The sequence below is a fragment of the Streptomyces sp. NPDC007084 genome (assembly GCF_040703595.1).
Lineage (GTDB): Bacteria > Actinomycetota > Actinomycetes > Streptomycetales > Streptomycetaceae > Streptomyces.
Window position 1 is genome coordinate 115,820 of the sequence record NZ_JBEYFY010000012.1, and the last position, 24,374, is coordinate 140,193.

16 protein-coding genes and 1 pseudogene are annotated in these 24,374 nt (G+C 73.6%); 9 read left to right on the forward strand and 8 right to left on the reverse strand.

Translation table 11 applies throughout. The annotated features are described in order from the left end of the window. Positions 1 to 5: 5 nt before the first annotated feature. Positions 6 to 1,346, reverse strand: a complete 1,341-nt coding sequence (locus tag AB0912_RS13625) for an MFS transporter (protein WP_366699013.1) — start codon at positions 1,344 to 1,346, stop codon at positions 6 to 8. Positions 1,347 to 1,510: 164 nt separating this feature from the next. Here AB0912_RS13625 and AB0912_RS13630 point away from each other — a divergent pair, with 164 nt between their 5' ends. The 4 genes from AB0912_RS13630 to AB0912_RS13645 all read left to right on the forward strand — a co-directional run bounded on the left by AB0912_RS13630 (position 1,511) and on the right by AB0912_RS13645 (position 5,191). Next, positions 1,511 to 2,530: a winged helix-turn-helix domain-containing protein gene (locus tag AB0912_RS13630; RefSeq protein ID WP_366699015.1), complete on the forward strand. Its 1,020-nt coding sequence runs from the start codon at positions 1,511 to 1,513 to the stop codon at positions 2,528 to 2,530. After that, complete coding sequence (locus AB0912_RS13635) at positions 2,527 to 3,030, forward strand: glutathione peroxidase (protein ID WP_366699017.1); 504 nt, start codon at positions 2,527 to 2,529, stop codon at positions 3,028 to 3,030. The genes AB0912_RS13630 and AB0912_RS13635 overlap by 4 nt, the downstream gene beginning before the upstream one ends. Before the next feature lie 118 nt (positions 3,031 to 3,148). Next, positions 3,149 to 4,015, forward strand: coding sequence for a MerR family transcriptional regulator (locus AB0912_RS13640; RefSeq protein WP_366699019.1), 867 nt, complete (start codon positions 3,149 to 3,151; stop codon positions 4,013 to 4,015). 240 nt (positions 4,016 to 4,255) lie between these two features. Then, a complete protein-coding gene (locus AB0912_RS13645; RefSeq protein ID WP_366699021.1) occupies positions 4,256 to 5,191 on the forward strand; it encodes an alpha/beta fold hydrolase in 936 nt (311 codons plus the stop codon). 74 nt (positions 5,192 to 5,265) lie between these two features. Here AB0912_RS13645 and AB0912_RS13650 read toward each other — a convergent pair whose 3' ends face one another. Next, complete coding sequence (locus AB0912_RS13650; protein ID WP_366699023.1) at positions 5,266 to 7,314, reverse strand: MFS transporter; 2,049 nt, start codon at positions 7,312 to 7,314, stop codon at positions 5,266 to 5,268. 203 nt (positions 7,315 to 7,517) lie between these two features. Beyond that, positions 7,518 to 10,196: a D-alanyl-D-alanine carboxypeptidase gene (locus tag AB0912_RS13655; RefSeq protein ID WP_366699025.1), complete on the reverse strand. Its 2,679-nt coding sequence runs from the start codon at positions 10,194 to 10,196 to the stop codon at positions 7,518 to 7,520. A gap of 407 nt (positions 10,197 to 10,603) precedes the next feature. Between AB0912_RS13655 and AB0912_RS13660 the strand changes: the two genes are divergently transcribed. From AB0912_RS13660 to AB0912_RS13670, 3 genes are all read left to right on the forward strand, one after another. After that, positions 10,604 to 11,359 carry a GPP34 family phosphoprotein gene (locus AB0912_RS13660; protein ID WP_366699027.1) on the forward strand — a complete coding sequence of 252 codons (756 nt, stop codon included), beginning with the start codon at positions 10,604 to 10,606 and terminating at the stop codon, positions 11,357 to 11,359. A 483-nt stretch (positions 11,360 to 11,842) separates the two neighbouring features. Beyond that, on the forward strand, positions 11,843 to 12,700 hold the full coding sequence (locus AB0912_RS13665; RefSeq protein WP_366699029.1) for a helix-turn-helix transcriptional regulator: 858 nt from the start codon (positions 11,843 to 11,845) through the stop codon (positions 12,698 to 12,700). A gap of 251 nt (positions 12,701 to 12,951) precedes the next feature. Beyond that, positions 12,952 to 13,161 (forward strand): DUF397 domain-containing protein, encoded by a 210-nt coding sequence (locus AB0912_RS13670; protein ID WP_366699031.1) that lies wholly within the window; start codon positions 12,952 to 12,954, stop codon positions 13,159 to 13,161. 172 nt (positions 13,162 to 13,333) lie between these two features. On the opposite strand, the gene AB0912_RS13675 is transcribed toward AB0912_RS13670, so the two are convergent. Next, positions 13,334 to 14,185, reverse strand: coding sequence for a hypothetical protein (locus tag AB0912_RS13675; RefSeq protein WP_366699033.1), 852 nt, complete (start codon positions 14,183 to 14,185; stop codon positions 13,334 to 13,336). A gap of 130 nt (positions 14,186 to 14,315) precedes the next feature. Here AB0912_RS13675 and AB0912_RS13680 point away from each other — a divergent pair. After that, positions 14,316 to 15,102 (forward strand): annotated as a pseudogene (locus tag AB0912_RS13680) (SDR family oxidoreductase). Between the two features lie 184 nt (positions 15,103 to 15,286). On the opposite strand, the gene AB0912_RS13685 reads toward AB0912_RS13680, so the two are convergent. The 3 genes from AB0912_RS13685 to AB0912_RS13695 all read right to left on the reverse strand — a co-directional run bounded on the left by AB0912_RS13685 (position 15,287) and on the right by AB0912_RS13695 (position 21,832). Next, positions 15,287 to 16,408, reverse strand: a complete 1,122-nt coding sequence (locus AB0912_RS13685; protein WP_366699036.1) for an ADP-ribosylglycohydrolase family protein — start codon at positions 16,406 to 16,408, stop codon at positions 15,287 to 15,289. A gap of 317 nt (positions 16,409 to 16,725) precedes the next feature. Next, complete coding sequence (locus AB0912_RS13690; RefSeq protein ID WP_366699038.1) at positions 16,726 to 19,113, reverse strand: tetratricopeptide repeat protein; 2,388 nt, start codon at positions 19,111 to 19,113, stop codon at positions 16,726 to 16,728. Positions 19,114 to 19,237: 124 nt separating this feature from the next. Then, positions 19,238 to 21,832, reverse strand: coding sequence for a bifunctional FO biosynthesis protein CofGH (locus AB0912_RS13695; protein ID WP_366699040.1), 2,595 nt, complete (start codon positions 21,830 to 21,832; stop codon positions 19,238 to 19,240). A gap of 222 nt (positions 21,833 to 22,054) precedes the next feature. Between AB0912_RS13695 and AB0912_RS13700 the strand changes: the two genes are divergently transcribed. After that, the gene (locus tag AB0912_RS13700; protein ID WP_366699042.1) at positions 22,055 to 23,608 is read left to right on the forward strand and encodes a CehA/McbA family metallohydrolase; all 1,554 of its coding nucleotides are present in this window, start codon (positions 22,055 to 22,057) and stop codon (positions 23,606 to 23,608) included. A 10-nt stretch (positions 23,609 to 23,618) separates the two neighbouring features. Here the strand turns inward: AB0912_RS13700 and AB0912_RS13705 are convergent, their stop codons facing one another. Then, on the reverse strand, positions 23,619 to 24,347 hold the full coding sequence (locus AB0912_RS13705) for a TetR/AcrR family transcriptional regulator (protein ID WP_366699044.1): 729 nt from the start codon (positions 24,345 to 24,347) through the stop codon (positions 23,619 to 23,621). Between the last annotated feature and the right edge of the window lie 27 nt (positions 24,348 to 24,374).

Genomic DNA, 24,374 nt, shown 5'->3' on the forward strand with positions numbered 1-24,374 from the left:
TGGATTCAGGGGGAGTTCACCTGCGAGCGGCTCGGGGTTGGGGTGGAGGGCTCCCCGTGTTGGCGGTCCGGCGTGACCGGCCTGTTCCGGAGCCGGCCCACACCCCGGCTCCGGCCCACGCTCCGGCTCCGGCCCACACCCCGACTCCGGCCCACACTCCGGCGCGGGCCCCTCTCCCCGCCCCTGTCCCGGTTCCGGCGGAGTGACGGTGCCAGGGTCAGAGTCACCGTGATCGAGGCCGCCGCCATGACGGTCATCGCCGTTGCGGGCGAGGTGAGTTGGGCGACGCCTCCGGCGAGGGCCGCGCTCACGCCCTGCATGGTGAGCATGCCCGCCGAGTGCAGTCCGAGGGCGTGGCCGCTGAGGTCGTCGGGGATCAGGGCGACCAGTCGTTCCTGCTGGATCAGGCTCGACCCGAAGCCGGCCGAGGCGAGGGTGACGCAGGCGACGGCCACCCCGACTCCCGGGTGGAGCGCGAACAGCAGGTACGGGCTCGCGAGGAGCAGCAGGAACGGGATGCCCAGCCGGGCCCGGACCCGGGGTGGCAGCAGGCGGCCGGTCGTCACGTCCCCGAGGAACATCCCGAACGCGGCGAACGCGAACAGCACACCGGCCCGGCTGGGCGCGTACGACACGTACAGCGACTCGCAGCCGACGACCAGGCCGTTCGGCACCCAGAGGAGGAGATAGAGGGTGCGGCGTTCCGGTGAGGAGAAGAGGCGGGCGTTCGTGTGCCAGGTGCGGGCGATCGAGGGGCGGCCGGTGGCGCGGGGCGCCCGGCGGGTCAGGCCGAGGCGGGCGGCCAGGGCGGAGGCCAGATAGAGTCCGGCCGCCAGCAGGAGCGTGAGGCGCGGGGAGAGCAGGGCCACCAGGACGCCGCCGGCCGCGTATCCGGTGATCTGCGCGAGGCCGTTCATCATGTTGAAGACCGAACGCCCCAGCAGGTAGCCCTCCTTGGCGAGGATCTCGTTCAGCAGGCCCCACTGGACTCCGCCGCCGCAGGACTGGATCAGGCCGAGGGTCAGGAGCAGGGCGAAGACGGTCCAGACCGGGAGGCCGGGGATGGCCATGGCCGCCGTGCCGAGCGCGAAGAGGAGGGCGATGCCGGTGACGGTGGCCCGGGGCGGCAGCCGGTCGGCGGCCGACAGCATGGTGGTCGCGCCGACCACCTGGGCCAGCGACGGCCCGAACATGCTGAGCGCGGTGAGCAACGGGGACTGGGTCGCCCGGTACACCAGGGTGCCGAGGGCGAGGCCGCTCACCGTCGAGGCGGCGGTCCTCAGGCAGGCGGACAGGAACAGCGGGGTGAACTCCCGCGTGCGGAAGAGCTGGGAGTAGCTGCGCATGCGGGGAGTCTCCGGCGCGGGCGAAAGGCCCGGTACTGTTTCGCGCACCCGCGAAACGTCACCGGCATCCGGCGGGCGCCGACGGAGGGCCCTCCGAAGCCTTCCGGGAGAGTTCACTGCAAGCACCCCCTCGGGCGAAGCCCGGAAAGGAGGCCGGAGGCCGTATGGGCTGGTGGCAGGTCAACGCCGACACCCTCGCCGGCAGCCGCTTCGTGCTCTCGCCGCTCGCCGAGACGTTCGCCTGTCTGAAGCTGCTGCACGCGGGCGTCGCCGCGCACCCCGGTGAACAGGCCTGGCTGGACGCCCACTTGCCCGCGTACCGCGCCCGGCTGGCCGCCGATCCCGTGACCGCGCTGCTGGTGCGCTCGGGGCTCGGGCGGGGGTGGACCGCCGACTTCCTCACCCCGGCGCCGTACGGGGACGAGAGCTTCGAGACCGAGGTCGCCCGCGTGCGGGAGGCGTCGCTCACGGACGCGCGCGCCCACCTCGTACGCTCCACGGCCGGCCGGCTGCCCGCCGCCCTCGCGGACCGCGACGATCTCCCGGAGCGGGCCGCCACGCTGCTCACCGCCCTCTGGGAGGAGGCGGTACGGCCCGACTGGGAGCGGCGGCGGCGCGTCCTGGAGGCCGATGTGGTCGCGCGGACCGCGCAGTTGACCCAGGGCGGCTGGGCGGCGGCGCTGGACGGGCTGCGGCCGGGGACCCGCTGGCTCGGCGGCAACCGCCTCCAGGTGAACCTGCACGCGTACCCGCCGCGCGAGATCTCCGGGGCCCAGCTCGTCTTCGTACCGGTCACGCCGCGGGCCTGGTGGGTGTCCTGGGAGGACGGGCGCCGCTACGCCATGGTCTACCCGTGCGCGGGCGCGCTGGCCGACGTACGGGCCACGGCCGTCCCGGAGAGCCTCGGCGCCCTGCTCGGCGGCGCCCGCGCCCAGGTCCTCGTCCTCCTCGACTCCCCCCTCTCGACCAGCCAGCTCGTCGCCGTGACCGGACAGGCGCTCGGGTCGGTGGGACGGCATCTGCGGGTACTGCTGGACGCACGGCTCGTACGGCGCGGGCGGGCGGGCCGGTCGGTGCTGTACTCGCGGACGGCGGCCGGCGAGGTGCTCGTCACGGCCCAGCGCGCGGGCCGGGAGGGCGGGGCCGACGGAGTGTCACCCGGCGGAGTTAGCATCCGCTCATGACTACTGACCACTCCGCCTCCGTGCTCGACACCGAGATCGGTGCCCTCCAGGGGGGTTCCGCCGATCTGTCCCAGTACGCGGGCAAGGCCGTCCTCATCGTGAACGTCGCCTCCAAGTGCGGGCTGACCCCGCAGTACGCCGGTCTGGAGCAGCTCCACGAGCGGTACGCCGCCCAGGGCTTCACCGTCCTCGGCGTGCCCTGCAACCAGTTCATGGGCCAGGAGCCCGGCAGCTCCGAGGAGATCGCCGAGTTCTGCTCCGCCACCTACGGCGTGACCTTCCCCCTGACCGAGAAGGTCGAGGTGAACGGCGAGGGCCGGCACGACCTGTACGAGCGTCTGGTGGGCGCCGCCGACGCCGAGGGGCACACCGGCGACATCCGCTGGAACTTCGAGAAGTTCCTCATCGGCCGGGACGGCTCGGTCGTCGGCCGCTTCTCCCCGCAGACCGAGCCCGAGTCCGCGGAGCTGGTCTCCGCGATCGAGAAGGCGATCGGCTGACCCTCCCCCTACCGTTCCCTTCCCCACCCCCTCCCTCTTCCCCTCTTCCGTCTCCCTTCCGTTGACCTTGCCCCTGGGGCAAGGGGCAGCGTCCTCGTCACCGGGCGGCCCTCGCCCGGTGACGGAGGATGACCGGGTGGACAAGGACCTGCTCACCATCGGCGCGTTCGCCTCGCGGGCGCGGCTGTCGGCCAAGGCGCTGCGCCTCTACGACCGGCTGGGACTGTTGCGCCCCGCCCACGTCGACGAGGTCAGCGGCTACCGCTACTACCGCGCCGGGCAGACCGAACGCGCCCGGCTCGTCGCGCTGCTGCGCCAGCTCGACATGCCGCTGGCGCGCATCGCGGACGTGGTGGAAGCGCCCGCGCCCGAGGCGGCCGAGCTGCTCGCCGCCTACTGGGACGGCGCCGAGGCACGGTTCGCCTCGCAGCGGGTGCTCGCCGGCTACCTCCGTGGACGTCTTTCCGGGAGGAGTTCCGAGATGTACGAGAAGTTCACGGTCGAGACCGCCGAGCTGCCCGAGCAGGTCGTGCTGAGCGAGAGCCGGCACGTCCTCGCGGCCGAGCTGCCGGTGTGGATCCCCGCCTCGCTGGGCCGGCTCGAGGAGGGAGCCGGCACGGCCGGCGGGGTGGTGGGGGCGCCCTTCGTCGTCTACCACGCCGAGGTCGGCGAGGAGAGCGACGGGCCCGCCGAGGCCTGCGTCCCCGTGGCCGACGAGTCCGCCGCGCGGGCCTGGGCGGCGGAGCGCGGCCGGGGCACCGGGGTACGGGTCCGGGTGGAGCCCGCGCGACGCGTCGCCTACACGCGGATCACCAAGGCCCAGGTCGCGCACCCGCAGATCCTCGCCGCCTTCGAGGCCGTCGAGCACTGGGCCGCCGGGCAGGGCCTGACCATCGACGGCCCCTGCCGGGAGATCTACTTCACCGACTGGGACGCCGCCGCACCCGAGGACCCGGTGTGCGACGTGGCGTTCCCGGTGCGGTGACCTGGACAGGACAGAACAGGGCAGGGCAGCACAGGACACGACAGGGCAGCAATTGGCCAGGGCCATGCGGCAGGGCTCCGTAGCCGGGGCGTCGCGGCACGGCTCCGTAGCCGGGGCGGTGCGGCGCGCCCACCTTCGGGTGAAGGTGGGTCCCCACTTCGTGTGACGGAGGGGGCGCTCCGCACGGGGAGCGTGTACCAGTGGGAGTTTCGGTGATCTCGTCCCTCCCGGGAGTTCCTTGTGCCTTCTGTCGCCTCCACGGTCCACGTCCCCTCCCAGGCACCCGGAGGCGGGGCGTCCACGGAAGTCGAGGAGCGCCGGCTCTCCTGGGAGGGGTACGCGTACACCGCCCGGGTCGTCCGGCGGCGCGCCCCCGTCGCGGAGCCGCTGCTCGTGCTCGGCGGCTCGGACCAGACGCGGTACTCGTGGGTGCGTCACGAGCGGTGGCTCGGCGAGCTGGGCACCGTCGTCACCGTGGACCTGCCCGGCTTCGGGGACGCGGACTTCCTGCCCGCCGAGCACGGCATCGACTTCCTCGCCGAGTGCGCCCACCACATGCTGTGCGAGCTGGGGCTCGGCCCGGTGAACCTGTACGCGGGCTGCTACGGCGGCGCGGTCGGTCTCCGGCTCGCCCAGCGGCACCCGGAGCATCTGCGCCGGATGGCCGTGCAGGGCATGTCGGACCACGTGCCGGAGTGGTTCGCGAAGGCGCTCGTGGGGTGGGTGCGGATGCTGGAGGAGGGGCGCGTCGAGGAGACGGCGGAGGAGTTCGTCCGCTGCTTCGTACCGCCGCCGGGCGACCTCACCGTACGCAAGCACGCGGCGCTGGCCCGGCTGATGTACCAGCAGTTCGCGGCGCAGACCCCGCGGGACGTGGCGGTGACGGTGGAGCGCAACCGGCGTCTGCTGGCCCACGAGTGGTACCGGCGGGCGCCGCTGCCGGCGGTGCCGTATCTCGCGTTCACCGGCGAGCACGACACGCTCACCACGCCCGACATGGTCCGCGCGGTGGCGGCGGACCTGCCGGGCTCGCGCTTCACCACGCTCGCGGAGTGCGGGCACCTCGCCCACCTCCAGCGCCCGCAGGACTTCTGCGACCTGCTCGTCCGCTTCTTCCGCGACGAGCCGCTGGAGGAGGCGGGCCTGACGTACTGCGGCCCGTTCGAGCAGAACTAGGGCGTGTCGTTTGGATCATGTGGCGGGTCGCGGGGCAGGGCCAGGCGCGAGGCGGCGGCGCCCGGCAGGCCGGTCTAGCGCAGCTCCTCCGGGCACGGGGTGCCCCGGGGGAGCTGGTAGGGCGCCGCGAGCCGGTAGGTGCCGGGCTTCGGGGCCAGCAGCTCCGTCCACTTGTCGCCCGCCGCGGTCTCCTCCGTCGGCGTCAGGCAGCCGTTGAGGTTGTCGTACGTCTTCGCGGTGCCCTCCGCGCGCTCCTTGGAGGCCCGCGTCTCCTGCGGCGGCTTCAGGCTCTTGCCGTCGGCGTCGACGATGCTCAGCCACGGCGAGTACGGGATGCGGATGAGGACGCGGCCCGCCTTCTTCACCTCGATGGTCAGCTCGCCCTGCTCGGCCCGGTCGACCACGGCGTTCGGCTCGGCGAGCGGGGCCGGGTCGGTGACGGCGAAGAGCTGCCAGTTGGCGTCGCCCCACACCTGGCGCAGATAGGGCATGCCGCGCTGCACGAGCTGGCGTTCGCGCTCGCCGCCGTCGCCGTCCGGTTCGCCCTTGGGCAGCACGACGTAGTGGACGGCCCAGCGCTGGAGCCACTCGTGGTAGTTCGCCGAGTTGAGCGTGTCGTCGTAGAAGAGGGGGTTGCGCTCCATGTCGGCCTGGCGGTTCCAGCCGCGGGCCAGGTTCACGTAGGGGGCGAGGGCGGAGGCCTCGCGGTGCGAGCGGGCCGGGACCACCTCGACGCGGCCCTTCTCGGCGTTCACCACCTGGAGCTGGTTGACCAGCGGGGCCAGCTCGCGCGCCCAGGAGGCGGCCGGGGTGGTGTGCACCACGTCGTCCACCGACTTGACGCCGATCCACACGTTGAAGCCGACGAACGCGATGACGATGGCGTACCACTTGCGGGACTTCGGGACGGCGAACGGCAGCGCGGCGATCAGCGCGACCCCGCCGAAGAGCATCGACAGACGGGTGATGTTCGACCCGATCTGCGAGCTGATCACCCAGACGCCGAGCACCGCGAGACCGGAGACGGCCGCCGTGATCCGTACCGTCGTCCACTCCTTGGGGACCAGCAGGAAGACGAGGACCGCGTACAGGAACGGCAGGAGCACCGACCCGACGGCCATCGGCTGGGTGCCCGAGAAGGGGAACAGCCACGCCGACACGGCGACGACGACCGCCGGCGCGATACCGAGGGCGTAGGCGCCGGGGCGGCGCTTCTGGAGGAAGAGGGCGACGGCGATCAGGCCGACGAAGAGTCCGGCCACCGGTGAGGCGGCCGTCGCGAGGGCGGCGAGCGGCGCCGCGCACAGTGCCTTGGCCCAGCGCTTGTAGCGCCAGCGGTGGGGCCAGCAGAAGACGACGGCGACCGCGGCGAGCGCGAACACCGTGCCGAGGCCGTACGTCACCCGGCCCGAGGCGGCGTTGCAGAGCAGCGCGAAGACACCGGCGAGCGCCGGGGCCGTCGGGTTTTGGACGGCGCGGCTGCGGATGAGGATCATCGTCAGCAGCCCGGCCGAGAGCGTCCCGGCGATCATCATCGTCGTCCGGACGCCGAGCACGGACATCAGGTACGGCGACACCACGCTGTACGAGACCGGGTGCATCCCGCCGTACCAGGCGAGGTTGTACGCCGAGTCGGGGTGCCGGCCGACGAACTCCGCCCACGCGTCCTGCGCGGCCAGGTCGCCGCCGCTGTTCGCGAACGTGAAGAACCACACGACGTGCAGCACACCGGCGAGGACGGTGGTGAGGAGGACGGGGTGCTGGCGGAAGAGGTTCGGCCTGGCGGTGCCGGACGGTTCCGTCCCCCGGTCACCCGGGCCGGCCGCCCGCTCACTGGGACCGGCCGTCCGCTCACCGGGGCCGGCCGTCCGCTCACCCGGGCTGGCCGTCCGCTCACCCGGGCCGGTGTCCGTACGGCCGGAGGTGCCGGTGTCCGTGCGGCCGGCGGAACCGGTGACCCTGCGGTCGGCGGGGCCGGTCTCCGTACGGCCGCCCGGGCCGGTGTCCGCGTGGTCGGCGGGGGCGGCTAGCGGGTCGGGGGTGGGGTCGCGCAGCGGTATTCGCGGGTCCGTGCCAGGGCCCGGATCGGCGTCGTCGGCGTGGGTCGGCTCCGCTGTCGCCACTGCAAGGTTCTCCCCGTGTCCCGTTGTCCGTTCTGGGCCGGGACCCGCGGCTCGCGAGCAGCCCCGATTGTCGCGACGCTAGCACGCACTCCGCCGCACAGCGCCCGGGTGGGGCGCCGTCCGGCGGAGTGCGGTGCGGGTGCCGCTCCCCGGCGTACGTCACCGATGCGTGCCCGGCTACGACGTCGGATACCCGTCTCCGCTCAGCCGACGCGGGTCAGCTTCGCGCCGAGGCCGGGCTCGGCCAGGTCCGACTTGAGGGCGACCGGGATCCGCACCGCGCGGCTCGATCCGTCGCCGACCGTGAGCCGGCCGACGACCGTGCCGGCCTTGCCGGTGTGCGGGACGCCTGCGTCGTCCGCGCCGAGCGACAGGTGGGCCTTGAAACCGGGCCAGCCGACCGCCGTCATGTTCCGGGTGGCGACGACCGGGGTCCGGCCGCCGAGCTGGTCGTCCACGTAGCCGACGACCTGGCCCTTCTTCACGACGGTGGCGGTGGTCAGGCTCTTCTGGACCTTGTCGATCAGCTTCTGGCTGTTGGCCAGCGCCAGGTGGAGGCTGTCCCAGACCTTGCCGGTGCCGGCGTTCTGGTTCATCACGGCCCCGTAGATCGTCCGCGTCTTGCCGTCGACGTTCTTCGTGGCGGCCCACACCAGGTTGCCGCCGGCCGGCGTGGAGGAGCCGGTCTTCAGACCGATCACGCCGACCTGCTGCACCAGCAGGTCGTTGTTGTTGTAGATCGTGTGGTCCAGGCCGGGGATGTCCGCCTTGGCCATCCCGACGACGCTGCGGAACACGTCGTTCTGCATGACCTTGCGGGCCAGCTTGATCTGGTCGACGGCCGTGCTGACCGTGGTCTTCTGGAGCCCGCTCGGGTCCGTGTACGTCGAGTTCGTCATGCCGAGGTCCTTGGCCGCGGCGTTCATCTTGGCGACGAAGCTCTTGTTGTCGGAGTCCCAGCGGGCCAGCAGCCGCGCCACGTTGTTGCCGGAGGGGATCATCAGCATCTGGAGCATCTGGCGCTCGGTGAACTGCTGGCCCTTCGACATCGCCGCCGTCGACTCGTCGGGCAGCTTCGACTCGTCCTCGGCCTGCTGGTCGACGGTGATCTTCTCGCCGTCCTCGTTGCCCTTGAGCGGGTGCTCCTTGAGGATCACGTACGCCGTCATGATCTTGGCGACGGAGGCGACGGGAGCGGGGGTCTGCTTGCCGTCGGTGCCGAGGCTGCCGACTCCGTCGACCTCGATCGCGGACTGGCCCTGACCCGGCCAGGGCAGGTCGAGGGTGCCGCCCTGGAAGGTGTACGTCTCGTCGGCAGCGAGGTCCAGATCCGGCGTCGGCAGCGGACGGAAGGCCTGTGCGACCGCAAAGATCACGGCGAGCAGCAGGACCAGCGGGGTCCAGATCTTGACCCGCCGCACGATCGTGCGGACCGGCGTCTGCGGGGGCGGCGGGGTGTTGGTCAGCTCGGCGAGCAGGTCCAGCGGGGGCTTCGGCGGAAGCGGCTGCTGGGTGGTGCGCTCGGGACCGACCTGCGGGACGACGGCGGTGGCCGAGGCCGGCTTGTCGGCGCGGGCCGGGGCGGCGGGCGGAGTGGGGCGCGCCGGGGCGGCGGCCTCGTCGAGCGACTTGAGCGCGACGAACCGGCTGGTGCGCTCGGGGTCACCGGCGGGGGGCTTGGCGGCGGGGCCCTCCGGGGACTTGGCCGGGGTTCCGTCCGCGGGCCTGGCGGCACCGGGCTTCTCGCTGGTCTTCCCGGACGTCTCCTCGGGGGCGGTGCCGTCCGTGGCCTTCTTGCCGGCGGGGCGCCGGGCGGTGTCGCCCAGCTTGAGCATGGTGGTGGGCTGGTCCACGGCCGGCCGCGGCGCCTTGAAGACGGCGGTCGGCTGGTCGACGGGGGGCTCGTCCTTGGGGGCGGCGTCCACGGGGGGCTGGGGGGCGGTGTCCCCGTCGTGGGTGGCGCCGGGGGCGGTGCCGGGGGTGCCGGTGCCGGGGGCGTCCTCGGGGGCGGGCTTCTCGGACGCGGGCTTGGCGTCCTCCGGCTCGGCTTCGGCGTCGGCGGACGCGGGGGCGGCGTCGGAGGGCTCGCGGTCCGAGGGCTCGGCGGCGGAAGCGGGGACATCCGCGGCCTCCGCACCGGGCGTCTCGTCGTCGCCGGCGGCCTCCGGCGCCTCGGCGGTGTCGGGCTCGGCGTCGGCGGGCTGCCCGGCGTCGGGTACGGCGTCGGTCGGGCCGTCGGTCACCGCGTCCGACTCCGACACCGCACCGGACTCGCCGGACTCGGACGACCCGGCGGACTCGGTCGACCCGGCGGACAGGGACGAACCCGCGCCCTTCCGGGAACCGGCGTCCGAGGCGTCGTCGGCGCTCTCAGGGCTCTCCGCGTCCGCGAGGTCCCCGGCGCCGGTCTCCGGCTCGTCGGCCCGCGTAGCCGCCCCGGAGGCGCCCGCGGGACCCGCGCCGGCGGCCTCGTCGGCGTCACCGGAGCCGGACCCGGCGCCGGAGCCGGACCCGGCCCCCGCACCCGAGGAACCCGAGACGCCCGAGGAACCGGCGGAACCAGCGGAACCGGAGGAACCAGCGGAACCGGAGGAACCAGCGGAACCGGAGGAAGTCGCCGGATCGTCCGTCCCGGCGACCCACGCGGCGACGGCGGCCCGCAGCCGGGTGTCACCCTCGGGGCCCGCCTCCGCCGCCCCGCCCGCCTCGGCGGTACGCGAGGCCTCCGCCGTGACGGTGGACGCGGACGCGGATGCGGACTCGGACTCGGACTCGGCCGAAGCGTCCGCACGGGCCGCATCGGTCGCCAGCGCCTTCGTGGAGAAGACCGCCGTCGCCTGATCCACCCGTACGGTGGCCGCCCGCTCGCGGGCCATCGCCATCCGCGGATCGGCCGGAGCCGCCCCCCGCGCCGTCGCCGGCGCCGACGACGCACCGCCCGACCGCGCCGGACCCGGAACCGCCGCCGGGGTCACCGGCGTCGCTTCTCCCGACGGCGCCGACGCCGCCGGCGACTCGTTCTGCTTCGACCTGTCGGGGGACTCGCCCGCCACCGATGCCTCCTCCATGCGACGCACGCCCTCCGCGCGCCGAACCGAACCGTCAAACCCTTAACCCGCCGCCCGGACATCGCTGTCCGAACCATGTACCAGTGTCCTGTGTGAGGGATTGACCCCTGCGGTAGACGAGAACGACATACCTACCGGTTCCACTACATTCCGGTCACGCACCCTCGACAGACCAATGTGAGAGGGGTCACCCTGTCATTCATCCACGCGGGGAGGCATGGATGGGCAGGAGCCGCAGAACAATTCCGGAGGAGCTTTTGCTGCTGGCGCTGGACCCGGCCACGGGTACCACCGCACAGCCGCAGTCGCTCGACCTCGGTCTGGCCGGAGCACAGCTAGTGGAGCTGGCGCTGGCCGGACGGATAGCCCCAGACGGGGATCGTATCGCCGTGGTGGTGCCACGGCCGACTGGAGATCCAACACTGGACTGTGCGTTGGAACTGCTTCGCCGACGCGGAGCACCCGTACGCGCGGTCAACTGGATTGGCGGGCCCCGGCTGGGGCTGCGCCAGACCTATCTCTCGCATCTGGAGAGGTGCGGCATGGTGCATGCCGTGGCCGGCCAGATGTGCGGGGTGCTTCCGACGACTCGCTATCAGGCGACGGACACGGAAATCAGCCGGGAGATCAAGGCCCGGCTGGACAACGCGATCCGCACCGGCGTCCCGCCGGACCCGCGGACCGCGGCGCTCGCCGCGCTGGCCCACGCGGTCGGACTCGGCAAGCACCTGTATCCGGGTAACGAGGGACGTTCGTCCCGCTCCCGGCTGCGGGACCTGATCAGGCACGACCCCATGGGCGGACTCGTGGCGCACGCCGTGATGGACGTCCAGAACGGCGTGGCGGCACAGCCGCGCCGCAGCCCGGCACCGGCAGGCCGTCCGGCCACCGCCGGCGTCAGGTCGGCGCCGGAGCCCGCGCGCGGTGTTCCGATGCAGCCGCGTCACGGGTCGATGGCGCGCGCCGTGGTCCACTGAGCCGCAGTCCCACGGCGGACCGCACCACACGCACCACACGCACAACTCGCACCACCCGCACGACCCCGTGTCACCGACACGGCCGGCACCATCCGCAGTACCGGCGGTACCGGCAGTGCACGCACCACACGCAGTACCCGCACCACACGCAGCACCAGCACCGCCGCAGGACATCAGCGCCGCAACCGCAGTCCCCATGATCCGGTTCGGGAGCCGCTGGCTCGCGCGGGGCGACAGGACCGTACGTCCGGACGACGACATGGTCCCGCCGCCCCGCGCGGCCGCATTCCACGGCGGGCCCGGTGGCTGGCCGCCGGGGCCGGACGGGGACGCCGGACAGGGGCGCCGATACCGGCCGGAACCCCGAATGTGCGCGTACCCAGCGCATATCCGCTGTTTCCCAGCGGTAGAAAGCACCTTGGTGGCAATCTGCTCAACAGCAGATACGCAAAGTAGAGGCCCGCAGCCGGAGGTGCACGTCCCGTGGCGTCAAGTGTCAATCCCACCGTCCGGCGGCGCCGGCTGGGCCAGGAGCTGCGCCGGCTCCGCGAGCTGAAAGGCATGACGGCCGAAGAGGTCGCCGAGAGACTGCTGGTCTCCCAGTCGAAGATCAGCCGCCTGGAGAACGGCCGCCGCAGCATCAGCCAGCGCGACGTCCGCGACCTGTGCGGGGTCTACGAGGTCGAGGACCACCGGATCGTCGACTCGCTCATGCAGATGGCCAAGGACTCCCGCCAGCAGGGCTGGTGGCACTCCTTCGGCGACATCCCGTACAGCGTCTACATCGGTCTGGAGACCGACGCGGCGAGCCTGCGCGTGTACGACCCGCAGGTCGTCCCCGGTCTGCTCCAGACCCGGCCCTACGCCGAGGCGCTGATCGCCGGGGCGCTGCCCGAGACCGCGCCCGCCGACATCGACAAGCGTGTGCAGGTCCGGCTCAAGCGGCAGGAGCGCATCACCGCCCCGGACAACCCGCTGCGCCTGTGGACGGTCCTCGACGAGGCCGCCCTGCGCCGCGTGGTCGGCAACCGGACCCTGATGCGCGAGCAGTTGGAGTATCTGGTCGAGCAGTCGCAGCTCCCGCACGTCACCGTGCAGGTGATCCCCTTCGAGATGGGGGCGCACCCGGGCCTCAACGGCCAGTACGCGATCCTGGAGTTCCCCGACGCGGCGGACTCCAGCGTCGTCTACATCGAGGGCGTGACGAGCGACCTGTACCTGGAGAAGGCGAACGACGTCCAGAAGTACAGCGTGATGTACGAGCATCTGCGCGCCCAGGCCCTGAACGTGGAGCAGTCGCGCCAGTTCATCGCGGAGATCGCCAAGGGGTACACGCCCTGAGGGGGCGAAGGCGGCGGATCTTACACCTTCGGCACCTGAATATGGAAGACCCCAACGGAATATGCCATCCAGTCGAGTGAATAGTCTCTTCGCCGGCCGATGTTGGCGAGTAGCGTCGATCACGCCACCGAACAACAACGTTGGCGCAAACCGTGCGGCGGATTCCGTAGTGGTTCCGCAGCCCGGTGACAGCGCGCCGATGGTGTCGGCGGGGGCAACTCACCGACGAACGACTGCTTTCTGGAGCGATCATGGCTATTCAGCAGGGCGCCACCGACACGTGGACCAAGTCTTCCTACTCCACCGGCAACGGCGCCTGCGTCGAGGTCAAGTCCCCCGTTCTCGCGGCGATGTCCGTGCGGGACTCCAAGGTTCCCGCCGGCCCCACGCTGGCCTTTCCCGCGGACGCGTGGAACACCTTCGTGGCCGAGGTCGGCCGGGGAGCCTCCGACCTCGTCTGACGCCACGTGATCCGACACAACTTCATACGCTCCACCGACAGAGCCCTCTCGACCGGCCCGCCGTCCTGGCCGAGGGGGCTTTCTCCTTTTCCCTGGGCTCGGTTCGCCTCCGGGGCGCAAGAGCCCGTGCCGAGCGCGCCCCTTCGGCTCACTCGCCGTGCGGCGCCGCCGCTCAAGTGGACGTCTGACGCAGCTCGTTCACATAGCGGTCCGTTCCCGGGACCGTCGGGATGAACGGGGCCAGCAACTCCAGCCGGCCCAGGCCCGATTCACGCAGCGTCTCGTCCAGGCCGGTGAAGTGGTCCTGCCAGCGGTCCCGGGGGTCCGCCTCCAGGAACCAGAGCAGGGTGAGCCGGGTGTCCACTCCCTCGACCTGCTTCACGTACGTCATCCGGTCGCCGGGCAGCGGGGTCGGCCGGAAGACCGTCACCAGGGCGGCCGGTGAGCCCGCCAGCCGTTTCGGGAGGTGCCGGGAGCGCAGCCATTCCAGCAACTCCGCCCGCTGCTCGGCGGATTCGGCGTCGATCACTTCGAGGACGAGGCCCGCGTAGGGGTGGTCGAGGGCGTGGAAGTCGCGGGGGCCCGCGGCGCCGTCGCGGTAGACGGTGGCCTCGTGGTCCTGGAAGGCCGTGAAGACGTGGGTGCGGTCCTGGTAGACGCGGCCGTCGCGGTTCAGCCGCCGGTTGATGCCGACGGTCCACTTCATGTGGTCGTCGTAGCGGCCCTCGGTGACCCAGTACGTGGACAGATAGCAGCCGGCGGTGACCGGCTGCGCGACCGCCGACTTCTCCGGACGGCGCAGGAGCTGGAGATCGCGGGTGGCGACCCAGCGGCGGCCCGCGTACATCCAGGGCATGGCCATCGCGCCCGCGTAGTAGTGGTCGTCCTCGTACCAGCGGTTGTAGGCGTACTCGTGGCCCGGGTGCGGTTCCACCAGGGTGATCAGGGCGTGGCCCGGGCGGACGCCGTACGGGCCGAGGGCGGCCAGTTCCGCGTACGTGTCGCTGCGGGTCTCCTCCGGCATGACGGTCCCCTTCCTCGACAGGACCGGCGGGGCGGCCCCCGGTGAAGCGTGCGCGGGGCTTCCTTCCTCCGCCGGACGCCCATACTCTGACGCTCCGTCAGACAATTGGCCAGAGTCGGGGAGGTCCCGGATGTCACTGCTGACCGGCACGACCGTCGTGGTGTCGGGCGTCGGGGCGGGCCTCGGCCACCAGGTGGCCGCCGCCGTGGTGCGCGACGGGGGGGAACGCGGTCCTCGGCGCCCGTACGGAGGCGAACCTCGCGAAGTCCGCGGCCGAACTCGACCCGGCGGGCGCCCACACCGCGTACCGGGCGACGGACATCACCGACGAGGGGCAGTGCGAGGCGCTGGCCGCACTCGCCGTGGAACGGTTCGGGCGGATCGACGCGGTGGTCCATGTCGCCGCCTGGGACAGCTACTTCGGCGGCCTCCAGGACGCGGACTTCACCACCTGGCGGTCGGTCATCGACGTGAACCTGCTCGGCACGCTGCGGATGACCCGCGCCTGTCTGCCCGGGCTGAAGGAGCGCGGCGGTTCGGTCGTCTTCATCGGCACCCAGTCGTCGGTCGCCGCGCCGAGCCAGGTGTGGCAGGCGGCGTACGCGGCCTCCAAGGGCGCGCTGACGAGCGCGATGTACTCCCTGGCCCGGGAACTGGGCCCGTACCGCATCCGGGTCAACTCCGTGCTGCCCGGCTGGATGTGGGGCCCGCCCGTCGAGGCGTACGTACGGTTCACGGCGCACACCGAGAAGGTTCCCGAGGCGGAGGTGCTGGGGCGGCTCACCGAGCGGATGGCACTGCCCGAGCCGGCAACGGACGGGGATGTCGCGGACGCGGCGGTGTTCCTGGCGTCCGCCAGGGCCCGCTCGATCACGGGACAGTCCCTGCTGGTGAACGCCGGCGAACTGATGCGCTAGCCGCTCCGGGCAGGGCACTCGCGTCCCGGGGCAGGGCGCTCGCGTTTCGGGGCCGCGCGCTCTCGTCTCCGGCCGGCGCCCTCTCCTCCCCGGCCGGCGCACTCGCGTCTCCGGGCACACCAGCGCCGCCTGCCTGCCCCCGTCCCGGCACCGGCCGCCGCGCCCGCGAACGCGGCCCCCGTCCTCAGGCCCGGGGATAGCGGGCGAGCCAGCCCGGGGAGGCGCTGCCGGGGCCGTGCAGCGCGGGGCCCTGGGTCATCTCCATCGCGAAGTCGTCCGCGAGGACCAGCACCGAGGGGCGGCCCTCCAGTTCGGCCAGCCAGGCCGGCGGGAGGGCCGTCTCGCCGTGCAGGGCGCCCAGCAGCCCGCCGGTGAGGGCGCCGGCCACGGCGGACGGGCCGCCGTGGTTCACCGCGAGGCACAGGCCGTGCCGTACGTCGTCCCCGGCCAGCACGCAGTACACGGCGGCGGCGAGCAGCCCCTCGGCGGTGCCGTCCCCGGCGAGTTCCTCGACCAGCGCCGGGGCGGGCGCGCCCTGACGTACGGCGCCGGCGCGCAGGGCGTGCCGGAGGGCGTCGGTCACCGGCTGCTGCCCGGGCCGGCCGGCGAGCAGCGTGAGGGCCTGCCGTACCGCCGTGTCGGGGTTCTCGCCGCGGGCCAGCGCGTGCACCACGACGGCGTACGCGCCCGCCGACAGGTAGGCGGCGGGGTGCCCGTGGGTCTGCGCGGCGCACTCGACGGCGAGCTGCATCACGAGCTGCGGCTCCCAGCCGACGAGCAGGCCGAACGGCGCGGAGCGGGCGGTGGCCTCGGGGCCGGGCTCGCCGGGGTTCTTGGGCGCGTCCAGGGTGCCCATGATGTCGTCGCCGAGGCCCAGCAGACAGGCCCTGGCCGGGTCGCGGCGGGCGTACAGCCACTCCTCGCGGGCCAGCCAGCCGTCGTCCTTGCGGCGCTCGTCGGGCCCCCAGTCGCTCTGGGTGGCCGCCCAGCGGCGGTAGGCGCGGTGCACGTCGGTCGGCGGGTGCCAGGCCCCGGTGTCGCGGCGCACCTGGGCCCGGATCAGTCCGTCGACGCTGAACAGGGTGAGCTGGGTGAGATGGGTGACGGCGCCGCGCCGGCCGTACGCGGAGGCGAGGTCGAGCAGTCCCCCGGCGCCGTGTGCCGCCCGGATCTCGTCCAGGGTGAGCGCGTCGACCGGGGCGCCCAGGGCGTCCCCGACGGCCGCGCCGAGCAGTGTCCCGCGGACCCGGCTGCGGAAGTCCTGCTGCTCCGCACGCCCCCAGACGGCACCGGCTGTAGCACCCACCCAGACCTCCCCAGGCACCGCCCGCACGTACGTCCGACAGCTCAGCACTGTAATCGAACGGGAACGGTCGGTTGAGGCTCCGGTTCGATACGAAGGGGTCGCCGGCGTACACCCCGCGGACGACCGGGAGCACGCCCGCTCTCACCCCGACGCCCCGGCGCTCCGGCGCACCCCGGCGCGGGGGCGTCCTCCGGGTTCGCCACCGGGTTCGCCACCGCGTTCGCCTCCGGGTTCGCCTCCGGGGTCCGTATCCAGGGCCCGTGTCCAGGCGCCGCCCCCGGGGTCCGGCCCGCGGCCCCGCCGCCGTCACCCCGCCGTCACGCCCCCGTCGCCCGCGCCGCTATCTCGGCCCGGCGCGTGAGCGCCCAGGGGTAGTCCGGGCGGAGGGTCAGGGCGTGGTCCAGGTCGGTCAGGGCCTCGGTGTGGTGGCCGAGTTCGCTGTGGGAGACGGCCCGGCTCGCGTAGGCCGACGCGTAGTCGGGGTCGAGGTCCACGGCCCGGTCGTACTCGGCGAGCGCCTCCGTGTGCCGGCCGGCGACCCGCAGGGCGTCGCCCCGTTCGCAGGCGACCCACGCCCAGTCGGGCTGGAGGGCGACCGCCCGGTCGAGGTCGGCCATCTGGCGGGCCCGTTCGCCGAGCGCGCGCCACACCCGGGCCCGGCGGGCCAGCGCCCACCCGTAGCCGGGCTTGAGTTCGACGGCCCGGTTCAGGTCGGCGAGAGCCTCGGCGAGTTCGCCGCGGCTCAGCCGGGTGGCGCCCCGGGACGCCCAGGCCGTGTCGCGGGCGGGGTCGAGGGCGATGCTCCGGTCGAGGTCGGCGAGTGCCGCGTCGCCGTCGCCGAGGACGCGGTGGTAGTCGCCGCGGACGGCCAGCGCCCGGCTGTCGTCGGGGGCCAGGGCGAGCGCCCGGTCCAGGTCGGCGATCCCGCCCGCGTAGTCGCCGGACTCGGCGCGGGTCATGGCCCTGCTGCGGTAGGCGCGGGCCAGCGTGGGATCGAGCGCGATCGCCCGGTCGTACTCGGCCGCCGCCTCCTCGTACGCCCCGTCGTGCCGCAGGACGCTGCCCCGCACCGAGCGGGCCAGGGCCTCGGTGGCGGGCTCGAAACCGGCCCGGTTCAGCAGGAGTTGGAGGGCGGCGGCCGGCCCGCCGTCCTCCAGGGCCCGCCCCAGGTCGCTCCCCCAGCGGGCCGGCGCCTCGGCGTCGGTGTCCCGGCCGGCCTCCGCGAGGGCGCGCGCCCACTGCCGGGCCGCCACCTCGCCGGTGTCGCAGGCGCGTACGACATCGCGCAGCACCCGCGGCAGCGCGACCCGGGGTGCCGCGCACAGCAGGTGGTAGGACTCGGCGAGCCGCAGGGCGCGCCACCCGTCCCGGGTCCACGACTCCTCGGCGCTCTCGCCCGCTTCGGCCTCCCGCCGCCACCCGGCGAAGGTCTCGGCGAGCCGGGTGTGGCGGGCGGTCCAGCCGCGCGGTGAGCGCAGCCGCTGGGAGCGGAGCATCGGCGCGCGGACGACGTCGTGGTACTGGATGCCGCCGCCGCGCTCGGTGACGAAGGGCAGGCCGCGCAGCCAGTCGTAGAGGGCGTAGGCCGCCTCGTCCGGGCAGTCGGCCGCCGCGCGGAACACGTCGGCGTCCAGGCGCCGGGGGAAGGCGCAGTCGAGGGCGATGGCGCGGTGCACGGGGTCGTGCTCCCACTTCAGGAAGCTGTCGACGGCGGTAGCGCTCGGGTCGCCGACGTCGCCGGGGTCGGCCGGGCGGGTCTCGGCGAGGGTCGAGACGAGGACGGGCAGGCGTCCGGTGAGGCGCAGGATCTCCGCGACGACCGGTTCCGCGACCACGCCCTGCCCGGCCAGCACCTCGCGCGCCTCCCGCTCGGTGAACGGCGGCAGGGGCATTTCGGCCACCGAGTCGGAGCAGTGTCCCCAGCGGCCGAGGTCGAGCGGGTTGCGGCCGGCCGTCACGACCACCACGTTCCCGGGCATCACGCCGTACCGGTCCTGGGCCATGGTCGCGTGCAGCCAGGCGTCGGCGAACAGGCCGGTCCTCTCGTACGTGTCGAAGAACAGGACCTGGCGGGGGAAACGGGCGGCGGCGCGGGCCAGTTCCTCCAGCAGCACCGGGGTGAGCACGTCCTCGGGCGACAGGACGAGCCGTACGTCGTCCCGGCCGCGGAAGTGCGCGCTCAGCCCGGCCCGCATCCGGTCGGCGGCGGAGGCGAGCTGCCCGGGATCGACGGCTGCGGCCAGCGGCCCGGCGCCGGGCACCATGCCGATGCCCGCCAGGCCCGCCCGGGCCAGGGTCATCCCGGCGGCGGACGGCTCGCCCGGCGCCGTGCCGCGGGCCGGCGGGTCGGCCTCGTACCGGCGCTCGCGGTACCGGTCGAGGAGCCGCTCCAGCTCCTTCAGCCGGCGCCCCTGACGGGCGAACTGGGCGCAGACCGCCTCCATCGCCTCGGGCACGCTGCCGGTGCTCTCGTCCACGTAGGCGGTCAGCGCCCCGGCCTCGCGGGCGAGTTGTTCCAGCTCGCGCACCAGGAAGGTCTTCCCGACGCCCGCGTTGCCGTGCACGTGGAACAGGAAGCGGCGCCCCGGGTCCCGTACCGGCACGTCGAAGTTCCGCAGGAAGGCGGCCCGTTCGGCGGCCCGCCCCACGAACGAGAGGCGTCTGCGCCGCTCGATCAGCTCCTGCATCGACGGCTGCCCGCCCATCCCGCGCCCCTTCCCTCCCCCGCCCGCGCACCCGGACCGGTCCCCGCCATTGTGTTCCAGTCCGCCCCGGCTCGCGCCGCCGGACGCCACGCCGGGCCCCGGCGGCGCGCGTCGGGGCGGCCGGTCAGTCCAGGACCGGCAGCAGCTCCGGCAGGTGGCCGTCCGAGGATGCCGCCACGCGCCTGCGTTCCTCCGGGACCTCGCCGTAGAGCGTCGTGCGCGGCCTGGCCGGGCGGCCGGCCGCTTCGGCGATGGCGACGAGGTCCTTGACCGACTTGTAGGAGCCGTAACCGGAGCCCGCCATACGGGAGATGGTCTCCTCCATGAGCGTGCCGCCCAGGTCGTTGGCGCCGGAGCGGAGCATCTCGGCCGCGCCCTCGGTGCCGAGTTTGACCCAGCTCGTCTGGATGTTGGGGATGTGCGGGTGCAGCAGCAGCCGGGCCATCGCCATGACCGCCCGGTTGTCGCGGGTGGTCGGGCCGGGGCGGGCGATGCCGGCCAGGTAGACGGGGGCGTTGGTGTGGATGAAGGGGAGTGTCACGAACTCGGTGAAGCCGCCGGTCTGTTGCTGGATGCGGGAGAGTGTGCGGAAGTGGCCGAGCCAGTGCCGGGGCTGGTCGACATGGCCGTACATCATCGTGGAGGACGAGCGGATGCCGAGTTCGTGGGCCGTGGTGACGACCTCGATCCAGGTGGCCGTGGGCAGCTTGCCCTTGGTCAGCACCCAGCGCACCTCGTCGTCCAGGATCTCGGCGGCGGTGCCGGGGATGGTGTCGAGGCCGGCCTCCTTGGCGGCGGTCAGCCACTCGCGGATGGACAGGCCGGTGCGGGTCGCGCCGTTCACCACCTCCATCGGGGAGAAGGCGTGCACGTGCATGCCGGGGACCCGCTCCTTGACCGCCCTGGCGATGTCGAAGTAGGCGGTGCCGGGCAGGTCCGGGTGGATGCCGCCCTGCATGCACACCTCGACCGCGCCCACGTCCCAGGCCTGCGCGGCACGGTCGGCGACCTGCTCCAGCGAGAGCGTGTAGGCGTCGGCGTCGGTGCGGCGCTGGGCGAACGCGCAGAAACGGCAGCCGGTGTAGCAGACGTTGGTGAAGTTGATGTTGCGGGTCACGATGTAGGTGACCTCGTCGCCGACCGCAGCCCTGCGGACGTCGTCGGCGATCCGGCACAGCGCGTCCAGGGCCGGCCCGTCGGCGTGCAGCAGGGCCAGCGCCTCGTCGTCGGTGAGCTTCGTCGGGTCGTCGGCGGCGGTCGCCAGCGCCGAGCGGACGTCGGTGTCGATACGGGAGGGGACCATGCCGGGGGCGGCGGCCTCCCGCAGCGCCTCCCAGTCGCCGTACACCGCGTCGAAGTCGTCGCGGCGGTCGCCGGTGCGGCCCTCGGTGTCGATGGTGTGGTGCAGGTCGGTGCGGCCGGAGGCGGTGAAGGCCTCCTCCGGCTCCTGCCAGGGGTGGCCCTCGACCACCGCGTCCGGCAGGGCGAGGCCGGTCTCCGGGTCGGCGAGCGCCCGGACGTGCGGCAGCAGGCGGGGGTCGAGCCAGGGCTCCCCGCGCCGCACGAACTCGGGGTAGACGCACAGCCGTTCGCGCAGTGTGAAGCCCGCCTCGGCGGACTGCTCGCGCAGCAACTCGATCTGCGGCCAAGGGCGTTCGGGGTTGACGTGGTCGATGGTCAGCGGGGAGACGCCGCCCCAGTCGTCGATGCCGGCGCCGATCAGCCGCGCGTACTCGCTGTCGACGAGGTTGGGCGGCGCCTGGAGGCAGGCGGCCGGGCCCATGATGTGCCGGGCGACGGCGACGGTGGCGATGAGTTCGTCCAGCTCCGCGTCCGGCATCCCGCGCATCGCGGTGTCCGGCTTGGCGCGGAAGTTCTGGATGATCAGTTCCTGGATGCCGTGGTAGGCGCGGGAGATCCGGCGCAGCGCGAACAGGGAGTCCGCGCGCTCCTCGTACGTCTCGCCGATGCCGATGAGCAGGCCGCTGGTGAACGGGACGGAGGAGCGGCCCGCGTCCTCCAGGACCCGCAGCCGCACGGCGGGTTCCTTGTCCGGGGAGCCGTGATGGGGGCCGCCGGGCTCGGACCACAGCCGGGTCGCGGTGGTCTCCAGCATCATGCCCATGGACGGCGCGACGGGCTTGAGCCGCTGGAAGTCGGTCCACGACATGACACCCGGGTTGAGGTGCGGCAGCAGGCCGGTCTCCTCCAGGATGCGGACGGAGATGGCGCGTACGTAGGCGATCGTGTCGTCGTAGCCGTGCGCGTCGAGCCATTCGCGGGCCTCGGGCCAGCGGTCCTCGGGCTTGTCGCCGAGGGTGATCAGGGCTTCCTTGCAGCCGAGTTCGGCGCCCCGGCGGGCGATGTCGAGCACCTCGTCCGGGGACATGAACATCCCGTGGCCGGCCCGGCGCAGCTTGCCGGGGACGGTGACGAAGGTGCAGTAGTGGCACTTGTCGCGGCACAGCCGGGTGAGCGGGATGAACACGCTCTTGGAGTACGTGATGACACCGGGCCGGCCGGCCGCCGCCAGGCCCGCGTCACGGACCCGGGCGGCGGAGGCCGTCAGGTCGTCGAGGTCTGCGCCGCGGGCCTGGAGCAGCACCGCGGCCTCGGTCACGTCCAGCGCGACGCCGTCCCGCGCGCGTTTGAGCGCGCGCCGCATGGAGTTCGCCGTCGGCCCGGATCCGGGAGTCGCGCCCGTCGCGGAGGTCGTCATCCTTCGAGCATACGATCGCGTTGAGCAGGCGTTACCGGGCCTGGCCGATTCCGAGCGCGGCGCGGCTCGTTACGGAGGGGCACCGGCGCCGCTCACCTTCCCGTGCACCGGCGTTCACGGCAGGCCGGCAGTCTTGCCGGTGCCGGCCCCGTGTCCGACCCTGTCCCGCCTGGGCCACTTCAACATGTCATGCCACTGTCACATTGACCCCGGGAGCAGCTCATGTGCGACGACGACCACGGAAACGGTATGGCACGGCGTGCCCTGTTCGTGACGGGAGCGGCCGCCGCCCTTACGTTGGGAAGCGTGAGCTTCGCGAGCGGTGCCGGTGCTGCGGGCGGGCCGGACCCGGCCGGGGTGCCGGACGGCGGGACCACGACACGGACGGTGCGCGGAACGCTGCCCGCCGGGTCGCCCGACTTCGTGTATCTGCCGGTCGAAGTCCCGCGCGGCGTACGGGAGTTCAGAGTCGCCTACACCTACGACCGGCCCCCCGTCCCGGCCGGCACGCAGGGCAACGCGCTGGACATCGGCGTCTTCGACGAGCGCGGCACCGAGCTGGGCGGCCGGGGCTTCAGGGGCTGGTCGGGCGGGGCGCGCACCGAGTTCTTCCTGCGCGGCGACGACGCGACACCCGGCTACCTGCCGGGCCCGGTCCGGCCCGGCACCTGGCACATCGCGCTCGGCCCGTACACGGTGGCGCCGCGGGGTCTCGCCTACGAGATCACGGTCACCCTGACCTACGGGGAGCAGGCCGCGACACCGAGGCCGGTCTACCCGCCCGAGCGGGCCAAGGGGCGCGGCCGGGCCTGGTACCGGGGCGACTGCCATCTGCACTCCTGGTACTCCGACGGCCGCCGCACCCCGGCCGAGATCGCCGCGCTGGCACGCGAGGCGGGCCTGGACTTCATCAACTCCTCGGACCACAACACGCACGCGGCGCACCCGCACTGGGCGGACCAGGCCGGGGACGACCTGCTGATCCTGCTCGGCGAGGAGATCACCACCCGCAACGGCCACGTGCTGGCCCTCGGCACGGACGCGGGCACCTTCGTGGACTGGCGCTACCGGGCCCGCGACAACCGCTTCGGGCGGTTCGCCCGCCGTATCCGGGAGGCGGGCGGGCTCGTGGTGCCCGCCCATCCGCACGCCACCTGCATCGGCTGCGGCTGGAAGTTCGGCTTCGGCGAGGCGGACGCGGTCGAGGTGTGGAACGGGCCCTACACCCCCGACGACGAGATCGCGCTGGCCGACTGGGACAACACGCTGGTCTCCGCCGTCCGGGGCGGCGGCCACCGCTGGCTTCCGGCGATGGGCAACAGCGACGCCCACCGCGACCCCGATCGGATCGGCACCCCGCAGACGGTGGTCCTCGCCGACGACCTGACCCGCGAGGCCGTCCAGGCGGGCCTGCGCGCGGGGCGCTCCTACGTCGCCGAGTCCCACCTCGTGTCCCTCACGTTCACCGCGTCCGGCGCGCGGGGCGAACACGCCGGGATCGGGGAGCGGCTGAGGGTCGCGCCGGACACCCCGGTCACCGTCCGCGTGGAGGCCGCCGGCGCCCCGCGCTGCACGGTCCGCCTGGTCACCGACGAGGGCCTGCTGTTCACCTCCGACCCGCTGCCGGTGTCCGGCTCCGGCACGGTGGAGTGGCGTACGACGGCGGCCTACGCGGCGTACGTACGCGCCGAACTGCGCCACGAGACGGCGGCGGGCCCGCTGCCGGGCGCCCTGGCCGCGTTCACCAACCCGATCTTCCTGGGGGAGGCCCGGTGAACGACACGCCCTAGCCGTTGGAGAGGCGGTCCAGCCATTCGGCGAGGAGCGCGGACTCCCCCGGGGTGAAGTCCTCGGGCGGGCTCTGGCGGAGCAGGGCGCCGAGGCGGGTGGCGGTGGCCGGCACGGCGGGGGCGGTGTCCTGTCCGCCGTCCGGGGCCGGGGCGTGGTCCGCCGGGGTGCCGGGCGCGGTCACGTCGGGGGTGAAGACGACGGCGTGCACGGCGTCCCGGACCCGCCGCGAGACCGTCCGGTCGGTGAAGGTCCCCGGGCGGGACACCGCCATCAGGCAGACCCCCACGTTGGCGGACATGATCATCTGGGCGGCGAGTTCGGGCGCGAGCCGGAGCTTGCCCTGCGCGGCGGCGCGGCGCAGGTCGTCGGTGAGGATGCGGTGCGACTCCAGGGCGGCGGCGGGCGGGGTGCGCATCGCCGGGGAGTTCATCAGCCGGTAGAGGTTCGGGTTGGCGAGGGCGAACTCGGTGTGGCTGTCCCAGCCGTCGCGCAGGTCCTGCACCGGGTCGGTGCCCGGGAGCCGCTCCCGCTTCCGCGCGAGGTACCGCTCCCAGCCCCGGTCCACGACCGCCGACAGCAGGCCCTCCTTGTCGCCGAAGTGGCGGTAGAGGGCCGGGGCGCCGACCCCGGCGGCCTCGCACACCGCCCGGGTCGACACGTCGCCGTCCGGGGACCGCGCCACCAGGTCGGCCGCCACGTCGAGGATGCGCGCTTTGGTACTCACGGGGGCGACGCTAGCCGAGCCGGGCCC